Raw genomic sequence first — 17,224 nt, 5'->3', positions numbered from 1 at the left:
ATGTTCGACCCTGACGATCTCGAGGAAATCCGCGCCGGGCGCGAAGAGTGGCAGGAAACCGAAGTCGAACCGGTGATCGAACGGTTCGGTGAGCGAAAAGAGTCGTTTACGACGGATACGGGCGGACAGGAGGTCGATCGACTGTACACGCCCGAGGACGTCGCAGATCTGGATTACCAGGAAGATATCGGTTATCCGGGCGAACCGCCGTACACGCGGGGTGTCTACTCGACGGGCCACCGAGGGCGACTCTGGACGATGCGCCAGTACGCCGGATTCTCCACTCCCGAAGACACGAACGAACGCTACCACTATCTGCTCGATCAGGGCCAGACCGGACTCTCGATGGCCTTCGACCTGCCGACCCAGATGGGCTATGACTCCGACGCCGGGATGGCCGCAGGAGAGGTCGGCAAGGCCGGCGTGGCGATCGACTCTCTCGAGGACATGCTCACCGTTTTCGACGGGATTCCGCTCGACGAGGTGAGCACCTCGATGACGATCAACGCCCCGGCATCGGTGTTGCTCGCGATGTACATCGCGGTCGGCGACCACCAGGGCGTCGACCGGGAAGAACTCCGCGGGACGATCCAGAACGACCTCCTCAAAGAGTACATCGCGCGAAACACGTACATCTACCCGCCCGAGCCGTCGATGCGAATTATCACGGATATCTTCGACTTTTGTGCCGCGGAAACGCCGAAGTTCAACACGATCTCCATTTCGGGCTATCACATCCGCGAGGCAGGCGCGACCGCCGCCCAGGAACTCGCGTTCACGCTGGGCGACGGCATCGAGTACGTCGAGGCCGCGATCGACGCCGGACTTGACGTCGACGACTTCGCTCCCCAACTATCCTTTTTCTTCAACGGCCACAACAACATCTTCGAGGAGGTCGCGAAATTCCGCGCGGCCCGGCGAATGTGGCACGATATCATGGACGAGCGGTTCGATCCCGACGATCCGAAATCCAAACAGCTCAAGTTCCACACCCAGACGGCGGGATCGATGCTCACGGCCCAGCAGATCGAGAACAACGTCGTTCGGGTCGCCTACCAGGCGCTCGCCGCGGTTCTGGGCGGAACCCAGAGCCTTCACACCAACGGCAAGGACGAGGCGCTTGCCCTCCCCACTGAAGAATCCGTCCGAACTGCACTCCGAACCCAGCAGATCCTCGCCCACGAGTCCGGCGCGGCCGACACCATCGACCCGCTCGCGGGTAGCTATTACGTCGAGAGCCTGACGGACGACGTCGAACAAGAGGCCTACGAACTGCTCGAGGAGGTCGACGAACGCGGCGGCATGCTCGAAGCGGTCGAACAACAGTGGGTCCAGCGCCAAATTCAGGATACGGCCTTCGACCGACAGCGCGAAATCGAGGAGAAAGAGCGAATCATCGTCGGCGTCAACGAGTTCGAGGTTGACGAAGATCCGGCGATGGATGTCGAGGAGGTCACCGAGGAAGACGAACGCCGAAAGGTCGAGGGGCTCGAAAACGTCCGTTCTGAACGCGACGACGAAGCGGTCGAGGCGACCCTCGAATCCCTTCGCGAGGCGGCGAACGGTGACGAGAACATCATGCCCTACATCATCGAGGCGGTCAAATCCTACGCGACCGTCGGCGAAATCTGCAACGTGATGCGCGATGAGTTCGGCGAGTACCAGGCCGGCGGCGCGGTATAAATCGGTTTCCCCTCTGATTATAGACCATGGACAGGGCCCCGTAATGGCTTTCACCGATCAGGTTCGATGTGGTGTATGTCCAATAGTGATGGCCTTTCGATATTGCTCGAGGATTTGGAATCGACGAACTCGCTCGAGGAGCTACAGGCACACGTCATGCTGGCGAACGCCCACTTCGAAGACCAGCCGTCGATCGAACTTCCCGAGACGACTGCCAAAGCCAGCCCCCAAATTGCAGGAGACCTCGAGCAGTGGCTCGAGCGGCTTCGGGAACGACTCGACGACCTCGCGAGCGCACAGTCAGCCGCCAGCTATTCGATATCGATGAGCGGGGACTTGACCGGGCCGTCCGTTTCGGTGTCGGTCACGTTTCAGGTCGAACCGTCGACGGAATAGGGACTGTCGAATCTCGTCGGTTCGCTCGAAATAATCCACTCGAATAAATCACGCCAGCTATTCTTCGACCGCTTCGTCAGTGTCGTCGTCCTCACCGTCACCGGCCGTCGCTTCTTGCTCGTCCTCGCTTTCCGATTCGTCGTCGAACGACGCACTCGTCGCCGGTTCGAACTCCTCGATCGGCTCCCACTCTTCGTCGTCGTCGGATCCTCGACGGCGGCGCAACAACTCGAGGCCGACGATCCCGGCGATCAGGAGAAAGATCCGCGGCAATCGACTCGATCCGCCTTTTTCGTCGGCTTCGGACTCGGATTCCACTTCGGATTCGGAGCCGGTCTCTTCTATCGTTTCACTCACCTCTTCGGTCGCCTCGCTGAGTGGCCCTGGTTTCTCGATATCCTCGAGCGGCGTCTCGTCGGTATCCAACTCGCCGCTACCGATGAGGTAGCCGATCGCGACACCCAATCCGATCAGCCCGCCCGCCAGCGGGAGCACCCGGCCACCCATCGACCCGGACCCCTCGGATTCCTCGACCGCCTCGAGAATTGGTTCTCGCATCGGGGAATCCATTCCTTTACTGACTGCTTCCTTGACGAGGAGAGTCGATAGCGACTCGTCCTGTTGTTCCATGTCGGGCATAATTTGGCCGACAACATCCCCCTAAATAGTTCTGTCCAACGTTCCGATCGCATCACCGTTTTCGGGCCACCGTAGCGCCCACGTACTCGACCGGAGTCGCGAGTAAGACGTGCTTACTCGAATTTGTTCGAGGTTGGGATGGCTCGAGTTCGGGTTCCTCCAGGGGTTTGCTCGAGAACATCGATTTCAGCGTTTAGTCGTCTCGAAGCGTGTGACAGTGACGACAACGTGCCTCGTAGGACTCTTCGGCACCCACGAGAATGGTCGGGTCGTCGACGTGTGCGGGCTCGCCGTCGACGAACCGTTGATTTCTCGTTGCGGGTTCGCCACAGACCGCACAGATTGCCTGAAACTTCTCTACATACTCGGCCACGGCGATCAGTTGCGGGAGCGGGTCGAAGGGTTCTCCGCGGTAGGTCTGATCGGTGCCGCTGACGATCACGCGTCGGTCATCAGCCGCGAGTTCTTCGCAGATATCAACCAGCGAGTCCGAAAAGAAGTTGGCCTCGTCGAACGCGACGACCGCCTCCCCGTTGCACTCCGCAAAAATTTGCTGGAGGTCCGTCTCCGGATCGATCGCTGTCGCATCCCAGCTCCGGCCGTCGTGGGATCCGATAACGTCGTCTCCGTATCGATCGTCAATAGCGGGGGTGAACACCGCAACCTCCTGGCCCGCGATCTCCGCGCGGCGCAATCGGCGGAGGAGTTCCTCCGTTTTGCCCGAAAACATGCTCCCCGTGATGACTTCGATCCACCCGCTGTTCGTGATCGCGTGCATCGATTTCAACGGGGAAACGCGTCGTTAAGTGTGTTGTTAATTCGGTCCGCCCGGAACGTCCTGTAATCCGAATTAGCCCAAGATGAATAAAGCCTCACATAACGAAACCGGAACATCCCGAACCCAGTGATTGCCATGAGCGTCATCCGGCAACCCGAGGTTCTCGGTCAAACGACGAGACGACGGGTTATCGGGGTGACCGCCGCAATTTTCACGACTGCAATCGAAGCCATCGCGGTCGGATCGTGGTTCCTTCTCGTCGTCCTCGAGACGCGGACCGTCTCGACGGCCCTCGCCGGCATCGGGATTCTCTTCTGTGGCTCGCTTGTGCGGGCGTCCGTTTTCGGAGCGACGACGAGCGAACTCGGGGATATCATCCAACCGCGTCGGCTCGGTACCGCAGTTTTCGTCACCGCCGGGTGGACCCTCTGGTTGCTGGTCGCCGAGTGGGTTGGCGGCGTCACCGGCGTTCTCGCGGCCGGTATCCTCCTTGTTGCGATGTTGACAGGTCACTTTTCGCTGGAACGGCGAGTGTTTCACGGAGCCCGCCCCTCCAGTCGGCTCCCCCGCGTTCGGTGTGCCGTCGTGCCCGCATTTCTCATCGCGACGGGTGCCACAGCGTTGCTGTCGTCGGTCTGGTTCGTCGACTGGTCGGTCGTCTCACCGCCGATATCACTCGAGACGACACAGATCATCCTCCACATCGAGGCCGTTCAGGTCGGGTTTGCACTGTTCGCACTCGTCATGTTTCTTGCCCACCAACAGCGATTCACGATCACTCTCGAGCCGTGAGTCCGTGCGGATAGTCGGATCTTGCGCAGTCTGCGCTCGAGCGCCCAACGCCCGAACGTCCGTGGAACGCCCGTGTTCTACCGCGCTTCGGTCGACCTACAGTCGCGCGACGAGACCGTCCTCACCCTGTTCGAGTTCGACCAGTCCGTCGCTTTCGAGGTCAGTGAGAATTCCCTCAAGCCACTCCCGTCCGTGCTCTCCGTCGGGTGTGTAGTCGACGCGGATCCGGTGGCCGAGCGTGTCGATTGCGAGTTCGTCGTACTCCTGTAACGTCCCGATCACTCGCCCGCGAAACTGCCGTCGACTGCCGTCGAACGACGGCTGTGTGGGTACGTCGGGTGCCGTAAAGTCCCCTGTCGCGTACGCACCACATCGCTCTCGCCACGGACAGCCGGCTTCGTCACATCGCGGGGTCTGCCCGCAGGCGACCCCGCCGAGTTCCATGATCGCGTTGTTCCAGACCCGCGAACGGCCCTCGGACATGAGCTGATTCGCCGCCTCCTCGAACGCGTCGTCGTCGTCAGGAATACCGAACGCTCGGTACGCGACACGCTTGACGTTCGTGTCCACCACAGCGTCGCCGTTGTTGAACGCGAAGCTCGCGACCGCGTTCGCGGTGTAGGGACCGACTCCCATCAGGTTCTCGAGTTCGTCGGGCGTCTCCGGAAACTCGCCGTCGTACTCGTCTTCGACCTGGCCCGCGGCTTCGTGGAGGTACTTCGCTCGGTTGTTGTAGCCGAGACTGTGAGACGTCCAGAAGCCGACGACCTCCGAGCGATCCGCGGCCGCGAGATCGGCTGTCGTCGGCCAGCGCTCGAGAAACTCTTCCCAGGCCTCGACGACGCGTCCGAGTTGGGTTTGCTGGCTCATCACCTCGCTGACGAGGATCTCGTAGGCGTCGTCGGTCTCGCGCCAGGGGAACGATCGGTGGTCGTCCTCGTACCACTCGATCAAGGCCGATCGAACGGCCGCTCTGTCGTCGGGAAGCGTCCACGCAGACTGTCGGTCCTGATCCGCTTCCGCGTCTGTCATCGCCGGTGGTTAGGGAAGGGACGGCTTAGGCGTGGTGATCTTCGGCCCGCTCGGCGATTGCGAGGCGAGCACGAAAGCCATATACGGCGTTCTCGAGTCCACCTGCATATGAGCCTCGACGATCTGAACGACGAAATCACGGAATCGTACTCGGAGCTGGGAGACGACCTCGACATTGCGCTGGATCGCGAAACCAGAAACGAACTCGCACTGCTCGAGACCGCCTTAGAACCCGAAGCAACGGACGAACTCGTTCGCCGTGCGGTTCACATGCTCTTTCAGTCGACCGTTGAAACCGGAACCCTCGATTTCCACCTGCGCTCGGGTTACGATGTGACCTACGACGAATATCTCTCCGGAATGACCTTCGAGGAGATGACCGGCGCGGACAATTATCCCTCCATGGACGACGAACGACGGTACCAGTTCTGACGTCGGTCCAAAACGGTTTGCGAGTCAAAGACGCGACCGCACGACGACTGCAATAATACCCAAAAGCGCCGCCAGTCCTACACCAACACCGGTGAACCCCGGAACCGAATCGCCGCCATCTGACCCTCCGTCGTCGCTCGCATCCTCGTCCTCGGATTGGGATTCCGGCGGCGCGAGTTCGGTCGGAATCTCCTCGCCGCCGCCCGTTTCGGCGAACGTCTCCGCGTGACCGAATGCCTCGAGATCACCGTGGTCGTACGCGACGTGGTGTTCTCCACCGCCATCGATCTCGACAGTGAGATCTGTTCCGGTAACCGCCTGCGGATAACTGTCCGTGAGCATGACGCCCGTCTCGTCGAACTCGAGCGTGGCCTCTGACGGCGGCGCATCCTCGGCGACTCGAACGGTGAGCGTGGCGTACTCGCCGTCGTTCGTCGTCCCGCCCGCCGGCGGATCTCGATACTGAACCGCCTCGGCGATCGACCCGTCGTCGGCGATTTCTGTCCCCGTACGGACCTCGGTCTCTTCTTCCTCAAGCCACGTCCCGGCCTCGATATCGGTAACCTCGAGATAGTCCGGGTGGGCGAGTGCAAGCAACCGAACCGATTCGACCTGCGACTCGAGTCCGTAGCCGCCGTGGCTCTCGAGGTTGACGGTCACGTCGAACTCCTCGCCGGGTTCGGCCTCGACCGTTTCCGGTTCGGGCGTCACGACCGCAGGACCGTCTCCGGCCGACGCGGTTCCCGCGAGTGCGCCGACTCCGAGCGCGATACCGAGAGTCATCGCCGTTCCGACTGCGGCCACGAGAACCCAGGTGCCGGCCACTCTACCGTCGCCGAATCCGTTCATTGCTCAGTCACTCGATCTGTCACGATAAACTGATTGTCTCGTTTTGCAGACGATGAAGTCGGCGGCCTGATTCGATCGAGGTTCAGGGGTCTCGAGTCTCGGCGAGTGCTCGGAACTGGGGAAGACTAGTCGGGAGCAGAACAGTTGAGACACGACCCATTTACGCCGACTATACGAGGAACTACATTCGACGGCTTGGAGGGTATTTCTGCTCGTACACAGTCCTCACGACTCGCAAGAATATGCGTCCAAAAAGACAACTCACGGTGGCGAGACTGTCACGACAATGTTGACTCCAGGAAATCGATCTGCTCGGCATTGCCGAAGTAGGCTGGGGTATGCTGGTGGAGCTCCTCAGGACTACGATCGAGGATCGATCCTCGACCCGTTGAAGAACGCCCACCAGCGGTCTCGACGATATATGCGATCGGGTTGGCTTCGTACTGGAGTCGGAGGTCGCCGTGAGGACTCGAGGAGCGCTCGGGATAGCCGAGCAGTCCACCGTTGACGAGCAAATGGGTGATATCTGCAACCATTGCACCCGTATATCGAAGTTTGTAGTCCCGGTGCAGGTCGTCCCAGCATTCTCGGACAGGTTTTGGCCACTCGTTCGTCGCGCCCGCAAACCCGCAAATATCGCTCTCGTCGGGAATGATCACCGGATTTGCGTCGACGATTTCGCCATCGTCGACGACGTACCGAGTTACCGATTCGTCGACGGCAACGGTAACCGTTGTAAACGGTCCATAAAGGACAAACAGACCGGCGACGAGATCACGACCGCTCGCTGGAAGTGGTGCGTCGTACACACCGACCACCGTTCCAACGATGTTGTTCGATTGAAGGTTCGACGATCCATCGAGCGGATCGATGGCAACGCTGAACCCTTCACCGACGTTCTCAACGCCTTCACGTTCTTCGCTGGCGAACGTCCCGACTGCGTCGAGCGACGCGAGCTTGTCACGAAATAGTCGATCGATCTGTCGATCCGCAGACGACTGGATGTCTCCACTTGGGTTTTCCGTCGCCGTCTTCCCGCGAGCTTCCCGAAACTGCTCGCGAACTTCGGGTATCACTGCCGCGATCGCATCGACGAGGTGGCGTACGTCGGTCATCGAGACCACCCGCTCAAGGACAACCTGCTCGTCGAGGCCGTTACTGGACTCGTGTTCGATCCAAGTCGGCGCGGTGTATTCACGAGAATAGCCTCCGAAGACGGGCGAAGAGCCCCTTCGATGGGTCACCTCCGAGCTGTTCGGTTTCGGTATCGCTCGCCGAGGTTGTGGTAGTCTCCCCGCTGTTCCCCGAGGCAGCGTCGCTTTCGGAAACCCCGGTAGCACCGGCTTCGCCACCTTCGGCCCGTTGAAGCGCCTGCTCGATCAGCCCCTCGGCGTCGTTAACCGCGTCCTTGACGGTTCCCTTGACGAGCGGTTTGCCTTCGAAGCGGTCTTGATTGACCGCCGTATCCGCGGCGATGACGACCGCCTCGGCAGCGTCGATTTCGTCGGCCGTTAATTCGTTTTCGGCGCCCATCGCGCCTTGGACCTCGACTTTGATGTCGTGGCCCTGCTCCTCGGCAGTCGTCTCGAGGTTCTCTGCTGCCATCTGGCTGTGTGCGATACCGGTCGGACACGACGTGATTGCGACGAGTTTCATTGGTTGGCGTTGTTGCGTTGAATTCGGTCGATAACGTGTTCTCTGGTCGTTGCCTCGAGCGCTCGCGACGCGTGCTCGGCCGCCGCATCGGTATCGATCGATTGGACGGCCGCTTTGACGTCCGGGACGGTAACCGCACTCATGCTGAGCTCGTCGAGACCCAGTCCGACGAGGAGTTCGGTCAGTTCCGGATTACCGGCCATCTCTCCACACATCCCAACCCACGCGTCGTTTTCGTGGGCGGCTTCGATGGTTCGGGAAATTGCCCGCAACACGGCCGGTCGGCGTGGATCTCGGAGATCCGCGACGCGTTCATTTTCACGCGCCGCGGCCATAACGTACTGGGTGAGGTCGTTCGTCCCGATACTGAGAAAGTCCACTTGCTCGGCGAGTTCCGGTGCGGCAAACACGGCTCCGGGCGTTTCGATCATGACGCCGAGTTCCGGGACCGCGTAGTCGATTCCTTCCTCCTCGAGCGCCTGCGCGACCGTACTGACTGTCTCGAGCGCGGCGGAGAGTTCCTCGGGTGTCGCGACGACCGGGAACATAATCGACAGTTGGCCCTCCCCGTTTGCAGCCGCCCGAAACAGTGCGCGAAGTTGCGTCTCGAAAAGGTCGGCGTCGGGCCCAAGTGATCGGCGAATCCCTCGCTCGCCGAGGAACGGATTCTCCTCCTCGGGCAGGTCGAGGTAGGGAATCGGCTTGTCGCCGCCGATGTCGAGCGTTCGGACGACGACGCGGCCGTCCGGGAACGTCTCGAGGGCCTCCGTATACGTTTCGTACTGCTCGTTTTCGTCGGGTGCTTGCTCGCGATCGAGGAACAGGAATTCAGTGCGGTAAAGGCCGATGCCGTCGGCCCCCTGAGCCTTCGTCCCCTCGAGCTCGGCGGGCTGGCCGACGTTGGCCGCGATTTCGATTTCGGTTCCGTCGGCGGTCGTTACCGGCTCCTCGCGGACTTCCACCTCGCGAGTGGCCCGTGCGGACTCGCGGCGCTCCTCGCTCGGCTCAACGACGAGTTCACCGGCCTCTCCGTCGACGACCACTGTCGCGTCGGCGGCGATATTGTGGAGTTCCTCGCCGATGCCAACGACAGCGGGAAGGGCCAGTGAGCGAGCGAATATCGCCGCGTGGGACGTCCTGCCACCGGTCACGGTAGCGAACCCGGCGACGCATTCGGGATCGAGCTGAGCGGTGTCACTCGGCGTGAGCCGTTCGGCGAGCACGACCGTCCCTTCGGGAAGGCCACCAAGATCAACGTGTTCGCCGTCGATGAGGAGCCGAACGAGCCGATCGCGAACGTCGCGCAGATCATCGGCCCGCTCGGCCATCCGCCCGTCCATTCCCTCGAACTGTTTGATCGGATCGGCAAACGCCCGCTGGACGGCGTGTTCGGCCGGTAGACCGTCCTCGATCGCACTTTCGACACCATCTTCGATCTGTGGATCCTCGAGGAACTGCACGTGCGCGTCGAAGACTTCGGCCTCCTGCTCGCCGACGCGTTCGGCAGTCCGTTCCCGTTCGTCCTCTAATTCGTCTCGAGCGGTTTCGCGTGCGTCCGTGAACCGTTCGCGCTCGACGTCTGGCTCGACAGTGCCGTCGTCGGGGTCGGGAAGTTCGGCGGTGGAACTGTACCAAACGACCGTCCCCACGTCGGAGCGAGGCGTCGCTCCAGTACCGGTAAGCGTGCGTTCCGACATCTGTTCAGGTGTCGACATTGGCAATCTCGTCCTCGGGTTTGGTCAAGACGCGCTCGAGGGCGTCGAGCGTCGCTTCTTCGTCGGGACCGTCCGCGAGAAGCCGGATCTCTTCGCCGGCTTCGGCACCGAGGCTCGTGACCGCGATCATGCTCCCAGCCGAAATGAGGTCATCCTCGTCAGTATGGCCGACCTGAACGTCCGACTCGTGATCGTTGACTGCCTCGACGAACGTTGCGGCCGGTCGAGCGTGCAATCCGGCCTCGGGGACGATCGTCACGGTTCGTTCGGTGCTCATGCTACCGCCTCCTTGAGAACGGCCTGTGCGTCTTCCGGCGTCTCCGCGTCATAAAGTCCATCCCGTGTTTCATCGTGCATGAGTGCTCGCGAGAGCGTACTCAGGATGGAGAGGTGATCGTCAGCGCCGGATTCGGGAACGAGAATCATGAAAATGAGCCGTGCGGGCTCGCCGTCCATCGAGCCGAAGTCGACGCCTTCCTCCGAGCGAGTAAACGCCACGGACGGCTCGCTAACGGCGTCAGTTTGTGCGTGGGGGATCCCGATTCCCATGCCGACGCCGGTCGTCGTCTCCGCTTCTCGAGCGAGCAGTGCCTCGAGAGCCGTCTCGCGGTTCTCGACGCGGCCAGCATCGACGAGTAGATCCAGCAGATATTCGATGCAGGCCCGTTTGTCGGCGGGTGCCGAGTCGAGCGTGATCTGATCGGTTGCGGCGAGCGTCTCGATGCGATCCTGGGTGAGTGTTTCCGTCATAGTGAGTGTGTGGTGGTGAACGGTAGTTAACTATCGGTGGCTTAGTCGTTCGCTTGCGTCGCCTGAGTGGCTGTGCTAGTTTCGGTTTCAACGTCGGCAACTGTCTTTTCGAAGTCCGGCTTGATGGCCGTCGCGACGGCCGCGGTTACGATCGTCCCGAGGGCGATACAACCGAGGAACAACAGCGCGCTGTTCGACAGGAGGAATACGAAGATACCTCCGTGGGGTGCGGGCATCGTAACCCCGAGCCAGAGCGCGGCTGCTCCGGCGGTCGCGCTGCCGATCATACAGCTCGGAATGACGCGAAGGGGGTCGGCTGCGGCGTAGGGAATCGCGCCCTCGGTGATGAACGACAGGCCAAGCGGCACCGCCGCTTTGGCGTTCTCGTACATCTCGGCTGAGTACTTCTGGGGTGCGATGAAGTTCGAAAGCGCCAGTCCGAGCGGTGGCGTCATGCCGGCGATCATCACCGCGGCCATCGGCCCGAAGATCTGGTCACCGACGAGCGCAGCGCCGAACACGTACGCGACCTTGTTGATGGGGCCGCCCATGTCGGCCGCCATCATCGCCCCCAGAATCGCGCCGAGAAAGAGCGCGTTTGCTCCTGTCATTCCCTCGAGGAAACTCGTCAGCGCATCATCGACGATTGCAATGGGGACTCCCAATCCGACGATCACGAGCGGCGCTAACAGCGCCGTAGTGAACACCGGGATAATCAACACCGGCATCATCGGCTCGATAACCGAAGGTACCGCCCAACCTTTCATCCACCGTGCAACGTAGCCTGCCAGTAGGCCCGCAACCAGCGCGCCGAGGAACCCGGCGACGGCGCCGTCGGCCGTAAAACCGACGAGCGAGCCCGCTGCCTCGATTATGTGTTCCTGCTGGATCACCCACGATAGCATAAATCCTGGTGCTAGTCCCGGTCTATCTGCGATCGCGTACGCGATGTACGCTCCCAGAATAGGGACCATGATCGTCAGACCGAGATCCCCGATCTCGGCCATATACCAGGGGAGCGTCCCGGTTTCCTCGAAGACTGACTCCGTCGTCGTCCCTGCACCGGGCATCGAGAACCCGAAGACGGTATCGGGCAGTTCGGCGATCATGAACGCCACTGCAAGGAATATCCCCCCGATTGTGACGAACGGGATCATGAACGACACGCCGGTCATCACGTGTTCCTTGACGGAGGTGATGTGTGAACGGAGTGCGTCCTCTGCTTTGTCTACTGGTGGCATGCTCTGCTATATATCCTCTGTATTATTCAATATAGTCTTCGAATATGATCTTTTCTGATTTTTAAATATGGATTAAATATGGACGTGTTCATTCAAATCGTTGTATTGTATAACGAGAGGCACGGATATACAAGCTACAAAGGGAAGACAACTAAATCGAAAGTAAAAGAGTAACCGATCACAGACGAAAACACTCCGAGGAATATGTAGTAATCGATCACAAGCAGTCGCTACCCATCCGGGCTGATCCCCCGCGCCGAGATGGAGACGCGATTGGTTGTATCCGCTACGTCATCAAGCGGCGGAATGTCCGTTCCAGGGACCGAGACGACGCGTGAAGCGACCGCCATTCCAGCCCGAAGGGCCTCCCGATCCGTCGATCCTCGATCGAGTGCAGAGAGGACGCCTGCCAACAGCGAATCGCCAGCACCGACCGTGTCAACGACCTCGGTATCGACTGCCGCGGCGTGGAAGCAATCATCGGATGTTGACATGATCGCCCCATCGGAACCCAACGACGCAATCACTCGATCGTAGCCCATTCGACGAAGCGCTTCGACTGCGTCGTAGCACTCCTCGAGAGAGCTAACCGAACTTCCAGTCGCCGCAGCGAGTTCCTCACGATTTGGTTTGCATAGTGCGTACGATGCGTTCAGCTCTTCGAGAAGGGATCCACCGACATCGACTACTGTCTCCCAGTCTCCAGCTCGAGCGATCCGATCGATAGTGTCAGAGCCGAGACCTGGCGGGAGACTGCCGCCCACGACAACGGTATCGGGACTTTTGTGCTCGACCGTGTCGAGAAGGTCGTCAATCGCACTTTGGGACACTGTCGGTCCATCGTGATTGATCTTGAACTCGGCGTCGTCCGCCAGTATCGTGGTATTGAGTCGTGTTCGTCCATCGATTTCCACGAAGTCACCGTTGATCTCGCCAGCGGCCAAGCTGTCGCGGACGAATTTCCCGAGGAAGCCACCGACGATGCCCGTAGCGACCGTTTCCGTCTCTAGTTCGACGAGATACTTCGAGACGTTGATCCCCTTTCCGCCGGGATCAACACGCGCGGCGTCTGCCCTCGCGACTCGATCAGGAACGGGGAAGCGATCTACTTTGAGCGTGTGATCGACCGCGGGGTTGAGCGTCACTGTCAGGATCACTGCTCGACCTCCTGGATGACTTCCACGGTAGCAGATTCGAACGGCTCGTACTGTTCATCGGACAGCGTCGTATCCGTTATAAACATGTCTATGTCCTCTAACTCGGCAAATTTCACGAAACTCTGTTTCCCGATTTTGGAACCATCGGAGACGAGCACGACTCGGCCCGCGTTCTCGATCATCAGCGACTTCAGCCGGGCTTCGTCCTCGTTCGGTGTCATTAACCCATCGGACGGTCCGATCGCATTCGTTCCTAAAAACAACACGTCGAAGTTCGTTCGCTCCATGAACCGTTCTGCACTCGGCCCTGTAAGCGCGCGAGTCTCGTGGCGGAGCGATCCACCGGTGAGTTTTACGTCGTTGGCCTGCTCTCCCAGTTCGATAGCTAAAACCGGCGAGTTAGTGACTGCAAGGAACGACCTGTTCTCGGGTGCGTTCTTGGCTACTTGCATCGTCGTCGAACCGGAGTCGAAGAACACGACCTGATTCTCGGTGATCTCCTCGGCTGCTCGTTCCCCGATTCGCATCTTTCCGTCGAGATTTTGCACCTCCTTCTGACCGTAGGTCTGTTCGTTCCCGACGGTCGTTACCGGAACTGCGCCACCGTGAGAGCGCTCGATAAGCTTCCTGTCCTGGAGATCGCTGAGATCGCGACGAATCGTCGCCTTCGAACAATCCATCTCTGCAGCGAGTTCGGCGACGGAGCATTCACCCTGCTCGGAAACTAACTCGACGATTTCGCGTTTTCTAACTGCTGGGAGCATAGCGGTTTGCGTACCCACCGATAGTGCAGCGGCGTTCATATTTCTATCTGATTGTGAGCGTTTTTGATCGGGTCCGCGCGACGAGCAATGCGGTGCTCGTGGTAGTGATATTCGACTGGTCTCTGGGTTTCGAGCCGGGAATCACTCGGCGAGTGCCTCGTCGGTAGTCGCTCCCTCGAAGACGACCGCCTCGAGCGCGTCAAGGATCTGTTCGGGATTCTCCCGTTGCCAGACGTTACGACCGACCGCTAGACCGCTCGCACCCGCGTTCATCGCGGTTTCGACCAGCGAGAGGAACTCACGATCATCGGCTTTGGATCCGCCGCTCAGAACGACGTTGACGTCACCCGCCGCGGCGACAGCGTCGGCCATCGCCTGCCCGCTGCGCGGATACTTCACCTTCGCGATGTCCGCGCCGAGCTCGAGGGCGATTCGAGTCGCGTACGAGATGACCTCCGGGTGACGATGTTCCTTTAGCGCTTGTCCACGCGGATACGACCACATGGCTACCGGAACGTCGTGCTCGCGAGCGCGCTCTTGGACGTCCCTGAATTCCTCGAACATCTCCGTTTCACGGTTGGTTCCTGGGTACACCGTGTATCCGATGGCATCTGCACCGAGCTCGAGCGCGTACTCTACCGAACACGTTTGTGGCGAGTACGGTTCGCCCATCCAGAGACTGCTGGTTCCGTTGAGCTTCGCCAACAAATTCACGTCATCGTCGTAGGAAGGGTAGTATGTCTCCGCCAATCCCTTCTGGACTGCAAACCCGGTCACGGCGTCGTGGGTTGCCATCTCGAAGACCGTCCTCGGATCCAATCTCTCAGGCACGTCGTCGAACGCAGCGGGTCCGTGTTCGAGCCCGTGATCGTGCGCGAGAATGATTGACTTTCCATCCCGTACGAGCGGTGTCTCGGTGAGTTGTCGCATCCAATCAGAAATGAGTATTCAATGTGGCTAAGTAGTACCGTTTATGATTGTTTAGTCTTGTTTAATATTGTAAAAACAGTCTGACGAACACAGTCCATCATCGCTTCGGTGGTCTTCGAGAGGTTGCTACTGTCTAGCCTGTCGAACCAGCCTCCGTGAACAGCCTATTCAATCCGTTGCTCGTACAGAGACAATGCAATCAGTGTCTGAGGCGGATCCGATCGAGACTATCTTCGATCGCTCGAGTTCGAGGCGGTCGTCCCATCTTCTCGCAAGCGATGACAACAGGTAGCCGCGAGCGCTAACAGTGACTCGAAAGCGGCTCTCGACGGGTCCGGCCCAGCCGTCCTCCGATTCTAACCAGCCCTGTCTCACTAACGCGTGCGAAAACTGTCGTCTGAAAACAACACAAAAAGAACAACCGCGAGCGGCGTCGTTAGTCGTCGATCGGTGCCGCGGTCGAAAGCTCCTCGTCGATGTCGGCCTCGGCCATCTTCTCGACGAGCGCGTCGATCACTTCCTCGCGTTTTCCCTTGACGAACTTGATCGAGCCGACGACGAGGTGGCCGCCGCCGGAGACGCCGCCACCCGGCACCTCCTCCTCGAGTTCCGAAACCATAACGGGAATATCGAGGCGGACACCGTCGCTTCGGAGGACGGCGAAGTCCGGTCCGTAGCCGACCGTGATGACGGGATCGCCCGTCTCTTCGATCTTGCGATCGTGAATCTCGCCCGTCGTTTTACCCGGCGCGGGATAGGTAAACCGGTGGGCGTAGTTCTCGACGTCGATCCGGTAGAGGTGCGCGCCGTTATCGAGGTCCTCGTGTTCCAAGTGAGCCATCGCAGCGTCGAGTTGGTCGTCGACTTCGTCGCGTGCTCGGTCGGCGAAGAATTCGACGAGCTCTCGGTGGCGCTCCTCGTCGTCGCTGCCGATCTGGAGTAAGTCCTGAATCAGCTGGTCGCCGGAGTTGTATCGGAGCCAGAACGCGGCGTAGTCGAGTGCCTCACTTAGATCCTGCAGACGACCTTCGTCGTAGCCCTCCTCGTCAGCGAGCGCGAGGTAGTCGGTCATCGCGTCGGCTTTCGACCGGTCCGAGAGTCCGGCAACTGCGGGGATGTGGCGGAGTTCGTCGGTCATCTCCGGGTAGATCATCCGCGCGAGCTCCACGCAGAGCATTCCCGTCGTGATCCGGTAGTCCTCGTCGTGGAGGTACGGATTGACGTGGGCATCGAGCAATCCCTCGACAGATTCGGGGTCGGGGTGGTGGTGATCGATCGCGACGATCGGGATATCGTAGTGAGCCAGCGTCTCGTAGGCGGGAACGTCCTCCGCCGTCGAGCCGTTGTCGAGCATCAACAGGAGCGGAAGTTGCTGGCCGTGTTTCTCGCGGTCCTCGAGCGCGAAGTTGAGGTCCCGCGTGGCGTCTTCCATCTCGTAGAACGGCGCTTTCGCGGGCAGCCGTTTGATCAGGTGCTGTGGCGCGTTGTCGTCCTCGTGGACATCGGTGATGAACCGCTCCAGTGCGAGCTGGACCGGAACGGCCGCACACATGCCGTCGCCGTCTGCGTGGTGGCGAACGCGGATCGGCCGTCCTTCGAGAACCGTTCGGCGGAGCTTCGTCGCGACCTCCTCGAGGTTCGGTCGGAGCTTCTCGAATGCCGGCCAGTCGATAAGCGGTTCGACCTCGTGCGGTTGGGATCGCTCTTCGAGGGCCTCTTCGAGGCGTTCTCGGGCGTCGGCTTCGATCTCACCGTCGAGTTTGGTGAGGCCGTCGACTTCGATCTGAACCGCGTCCTCGCGACGCTCGGGCGTGCCGGTGACGCGAACGATGTCGCCGACTTCGACTTGCGGGTAGGCCCGGACGCCGGCTTCCTCGAACGCCGCGCAGGGAACGACGCCGAATTCGTCCGTGACGTGGAAAATCGTCGGACCGCCGGTCTGTTTGACCTGCACGACCTTTCCTTCGAGGTGGATCTGGTCGCCGACGTTGGCCTCGAGTCGGTTGCTTCCGGTGAGCGTGTAGTCGTGGGAGACCTCCTCGAGCGTGTAGGATTCGAAGTCGGCCGGCTCGAAGGCGATGTCGCCGTTCTCTCGAACGCTCTCGAGTTCGACGACGATCTCGTCGCCGACGCGGTAGGTACCCTCGAGGACGGATTCGTGGACGAGCCCGGAGACGGAATCAGAGACATCGACGAAGACGCCGTAGTCGACGATACCGTTGATTTCGGCCAGATATGGGCTTCCTTCTTCGAGATCCTCAGCGGTGCAATCAGCAGCAAGATCGTAAACGACGGAATCCCCGTCGTCGTCGCCGGGGACCCCGGCAGACTCGCGTGTCATCTTGACCCGGTATTTGAGATGGGAGCGTATAACCCTTGTCAAGACACGATACCCTCAGTGGCAATCTGC

18 protein-coding genes are annotated in these 17,224 nt (G+C 60.4%); 4 read left to right on the top strand and 14 right to left on the bottom strand.

What is annotated here, in order from left to right:
- Both QNM96_RS07480 and QNM96_RS07475 read left to right on the top strand, forming a co-directional pair.
- Positions 1-1,683 carry a methylmalonyl-CoA mutase family protein gene (locus QNM96_RS07480; protein WP_283835443.1) on the top strand — a complete coding sequence of 561 codons (1,683 nt, stop codon included), beginning with the start codon at positions 1-3 and terminating at the stop codon, positions 1,681-1,683.
- Between the two features lie 75 nt (positions 1,684-1,758).
- The gene (locus tag QNM96_RS07475) at positions 1,759-2,079 is read left to right on the top strand and encodes a hypothetical protein (protein WP_283835440.1); all 321 of its coding nucleotides are present in this window, start codon (positions 1,759-1,761) and stop codon (positions 2,077-2,079) included.
- 57 nt (positions 2,080-2,136) lie between these two features.
- On the opposite strand, the gene QNM96_RS07470 is transcribed toward QNM96_RS07475, so the two are convergent.
- Together QNM96_RS07470 and QNM96_RS07465 are read right to left on the bottom strand one after the other, a co-directional pair.
- Entirely contained in the window at positions 2,137-2,709 is a 573-nt protein-coding gene (locus tag QNM96_RS07470) for a hypothetical protein (RefSeq protein WP_345782527.1), read from the bottom strand.
- Between the two features lie 202 nt (positions 2,710-2,911).
- Positions 2,912-3,496 (bottom strand): thymidine kinase, encoded by a 585-nt coding sequence (locus QNM96_RS07465; protein ID WP_283835436.1) that lies wholly within the window; start codon positions 3,494-3,496, stop codon positions 2,912-2,914.
- Between the two features lie 135 nt (positions 3,497-3,631).
- Here QNM96_RS07465 and QNM96_RS07460 point away from each other — a divergent pair, with 135 nt between their 5' ends.
- Positions 3,632-4,288: a hypothetical protein gene (locus QNM96_RS07460; protein WP_283835434.1), complete on the top strand. Its 657-nt coding sequence runs from the start codon at positions 3,632-3,634 to the stop codon at positions 4,286-4,288.
- Positions 4,289-4,384: 96 nt separating this feature from the next.
- On the opposite strand, the gene QNM96_RS07455 is transcribed toward QNM96_RS07460, so the two are convergent.
- Positions 4,385-5,320: an A/G-specific adenine glycosylase gene (locus QNM96_RS07455; protein ID WP_283835433.1), complete on the bottom strand. Its 936-nt coding sequence runs from the start codon at positions 5,318-5,320 to the stop codon at positions 4,385-4,387.
- A gap of 108 nt (positions 5,321-5,428) precedes the next feature.
- Here QNM96_RS07455 and QNM96_RS07450 point away from each other — a divergent pair, with 108 nt between their 5' ends.
- Positions 5,429-5,752, top strand: a complete 324-nt coding sequence (locus QNM96_RS07450) for a hypothetical protein (RefSeq protein ID WP_283835432.1) — start codon at positions 5,429-5,431, stop codon at positions 5,750-5,752.
- Positions 5,753-5,776: 24 nt separating this feature from the next.
- On the opposite strand, the gene QNM96_RS07445 is transcribed toward QNM96_RS07450, so the two are convergent.
- From QNM96_RS07445 to QNM96_RS07395, 11 genes are all read right to left on the bottom strand, one after another.
- The gene (locus QNM96_RS07445) at positions 5,777-6,601 is read right to left on the bottom strand and encodes a cohesin domain-containing protein (RefSeq protein WP_283835431.1); all 825 of its coding nucleotides are present in this window, start codon (positions 6,599-6,601) and stop codon (positions 5,777-5,779) included.
- Between the two features lie 278 nt (positions 6,602-6,879).
- A complete protein-coding gene (locus QNM96_RS07440) occupies positions 6,880-7,716 on the bottom strand; it encodes a class 1 fructose-bisphosphatase (RefSeq protein WP_283835430.1) in 837 nt (278 codons plus the stop codon).
- Between the two features lie 79 nt (positions 7,717-7,795).
- Positions 7,796-8,257: a PTS fructose transporter subunit IIB gene (locus tag QNM96_RS07435; RefSeq protein WP_283835429.1), complete on the bottom strand. Its 462-nt coding sequence runs from the start codon at positions 8,255-8,257 to the stop codon at positions 7,796-7,798.
- On the bottom strand, positions 8,254-9,954 hold the full coding sequence (gene ptsP / locus QNM96_RS07430; protein ID WP_283835653.1) for a phosphoenolpyruvate--protein phosphotransferase: 1,701 nt from the start codon (positions 9,952-9,954) through the stop codon (positions 8,254-8,256). The genes QNM96_RS07435 and ptsP overlap by 4 nt, the downstream gene beginning before the upstream one ends.
- A 4-nt stretch (positions 9,955-9,958) precedes the next feature.
- Positions 9,959-10,249 carry an HPr family phosphocarrier protein gene (locus QNM96_RS07425; protein ID WP_283835428.1) on the bottom strand — a complete coding sequence of 97 codons (291 nt, stop codon included), beginning with the start codon at positions 10,247-10,249 and terminating at the stop codon, positions 9,959-9,961.
- Complete coding sequence (locus QNM96_RS07420) at positions 10,246-10,722, bottom strand: PTS sugar transporter subunit IIA (RefSeq protein WP_283835426.1); 477 nt, start codon at positions 10,720-10,722, stop codon at positions 10,246-10,248. The genes QNM96_RS07425 and QNM96_RS07420 overlap by 4 nt, the downstream gene beginning before the upstream one ends.
- A gap of 41 nt (positions 10,723-10,763) precedes the next feature.
- The gene (locus QNM96_RS07415; RefSeq protein WP_283835425.1) at positions 10,764-11,963 is read right to left on the bottom strand and encodes a PTS fructose transporter subunit IIC; all 1,200 of its coding nucleotides are present in this window, start codon (positions 11,961-11,963) and stop codon (positions 10,764-10,766) included.
- A gap of 230 nt (positions 11,964-12,193) precedes the next feature.
- The gene (pfkB, locus tag QNM96_RS07410; RefSeq protein ID WP_283835424.1) at positions 12,194-13,120 is read right to left on the bottom strand and encodes a 1-phosphofructokinase; all 927 of its coding nucleotides are present in this window, start codon (positions 13,118-13,120) and stop codon (positions 12,194-12,196) included.
- Positions 13,117-13,884 carry an HTH-type transcriptional regulator GlpR gene (glpR, locus tag QNM96_RS07405; protein WP_283835423.1) on the bottom strand — a complete coding sequence of 256 codons (768 nt, stop codon included), beginning with the start codon at positions 13,882-13,884 and terminating at the stop codon, positions 13,117-13,119. Before glpR ends, pfkB begins: the two co-directional genes overlap by 4 nt.
- A gap of 141 nt (positions 13,885-14,025) precedes the next feature.
- The gene (locus tag QNM96_RS07400; RefSeq protein ID WP_283835422.1) at positions 14,026-14,814 is read right to left on the bottom strand and encodes an aldolase; all 789 of its coding nucleotides are present in this window, start codon (positions 14,812-14,814) and stop codon (positions 14,026-14,028) included.
- A gap of 436 nt (positions 14,815-15,250) precedes the next feature.
- Entirely contained in the window at positions 15,251-17,155 is a 1,905-nt protein-coding gene (locus tag QNM96_RS07395) for an OB-fold nucleic acid binding domain-containing protein (RefSeq protein WP_283835421.1), read from the bottom strand.
- Positions 17,156-17,224 lie beyond the last annotated feature (69 nt).

The sequence above is a fragment of the Halostagnicola sp. A-GB9-2 genome, assembly GCF_030068615.1.
Lineage (GTDB): Archaea > Halobacteriota > Halobacteria > Halobacteriales > Natrialbaceae > Halostagnicola.
The sequence above is the reverse complement of the archived record's forward strand: the minus strand, read 5'-3'. Positions and strand labels throughout refer to the sequence as shown.

Coding starts and splice junctions, on each gene's coding strand:
- QNM96_RS07460 (WP_283835434.1), top strand. CDS start 3,632: ATGAGCGTCATCCGGCAACCCGAGGTTCTCGGTCAAACGACGAGACGA.
- ptsP (WP_283835653.1), bottom strand. CDS start 9,954: ATGTCGGAACGCACGCTTACCGGTACTGGAGCGACGCCTCGCTCCGAC.
- QNM96_RS07450 (WP_283835432.1), top strand. CDS start 5,429: ATGAGCCTCGACGATCTGAACGACGAAATCACGGAATCGTACTCGGAG.
- QNM96_RS07415 (WP_283835425.1), bottom strand. CDS start 11,963: ATGCCACCAGTAGACAAAGCAGAGGACGCACTCCGTTCACACATCACC.
- QNM96_RS07480 (WP_283835443.1), top strand. CDS start 1: ATGTTCGACCCTGACGATCTCGAGGAAATCCGCGCCGGGCGCGAAGAG.
- glpR (WP_283835423.1), bottom strand. CDS start 13,884: ATGCTCCCAGCAGTTAGAAAACGCGAAATCGTCGAGTTAGTTTCCGAG.
- QNM96_RS07440 (WP_283835430.1), bottom strand. CDS start 7,716: ATGACCGACGTACGCCACCTCGTCGATGCGATCGCGGCAGTGATACCC.
- QNM96_RS07445 (WP_283835431.1), bottom strand. CDS start 6,601: ATGAACGGATTCGGCGACGGTAGAGTGGCCGGCACCTGGGTTCTCGTG.
- QNM96_RS07455 (WP_283835433.1), bottom strand. CDS start 5,320: ATGACAGACGCGGAAGCGGATCAGGACCGACAGTCTGCGTGGACGCTT.
- QNM96_RS07395 (WP_283835421.1), bottom strand. CDS start 17,155: ATGACACGCGAGTCTGCCGGGGTCCCCGGCGACGACGACGGGGATTCC.
- QNM96_RS07465 (WP_283835436.1), bottom strand. CDS start 3,496: ATGCACGCGATCACGAACAGCGGGTGGATCGAAGTCATCACGGGGAGC.
- QNM96_RS07435 (WP_283835429.1), bottom strand. CDS start 8,257: ATGAAACTCGTCGCAATCACGTCGTGTCCGACCGGTATCGCACACAGC.
- QNM96_RS07425 (WP_283835428.1), bottom strand. CDS start 10,249: ATGAGCACCGAACGAACCGTGACGATCGTCCCCGAGGCCGGATTGCAC.
- QNM96_RS07420 (WP_283835426.1), bottom strand. CDS start 10,722: ATGACGGAAACACTCACCCAGGATCGCATCGAGACGCTCGCCGCAACC.
- QNM96_RS07470 (WP_345782527.1), bottom strand. CDS start 2,709: ATGGAACAACAGGACGAGTCGCTATCGACTCTCCTCGTCAAGGAAGCA.
- QNM96_RS07400 (WP_283835422.1), bottom strand. CDS start 14,814: ATGCGACAACTCACCGAGACACCGCTCGTACGGGATGGAAAGTCAATC.
- QNM96_RS07475 (WP_283835440.1), top strand. CDS start 1,759: ATGTCCAATAGTGATGGCCTTTCGATATTGCTCGAGGATTTGGAATCG.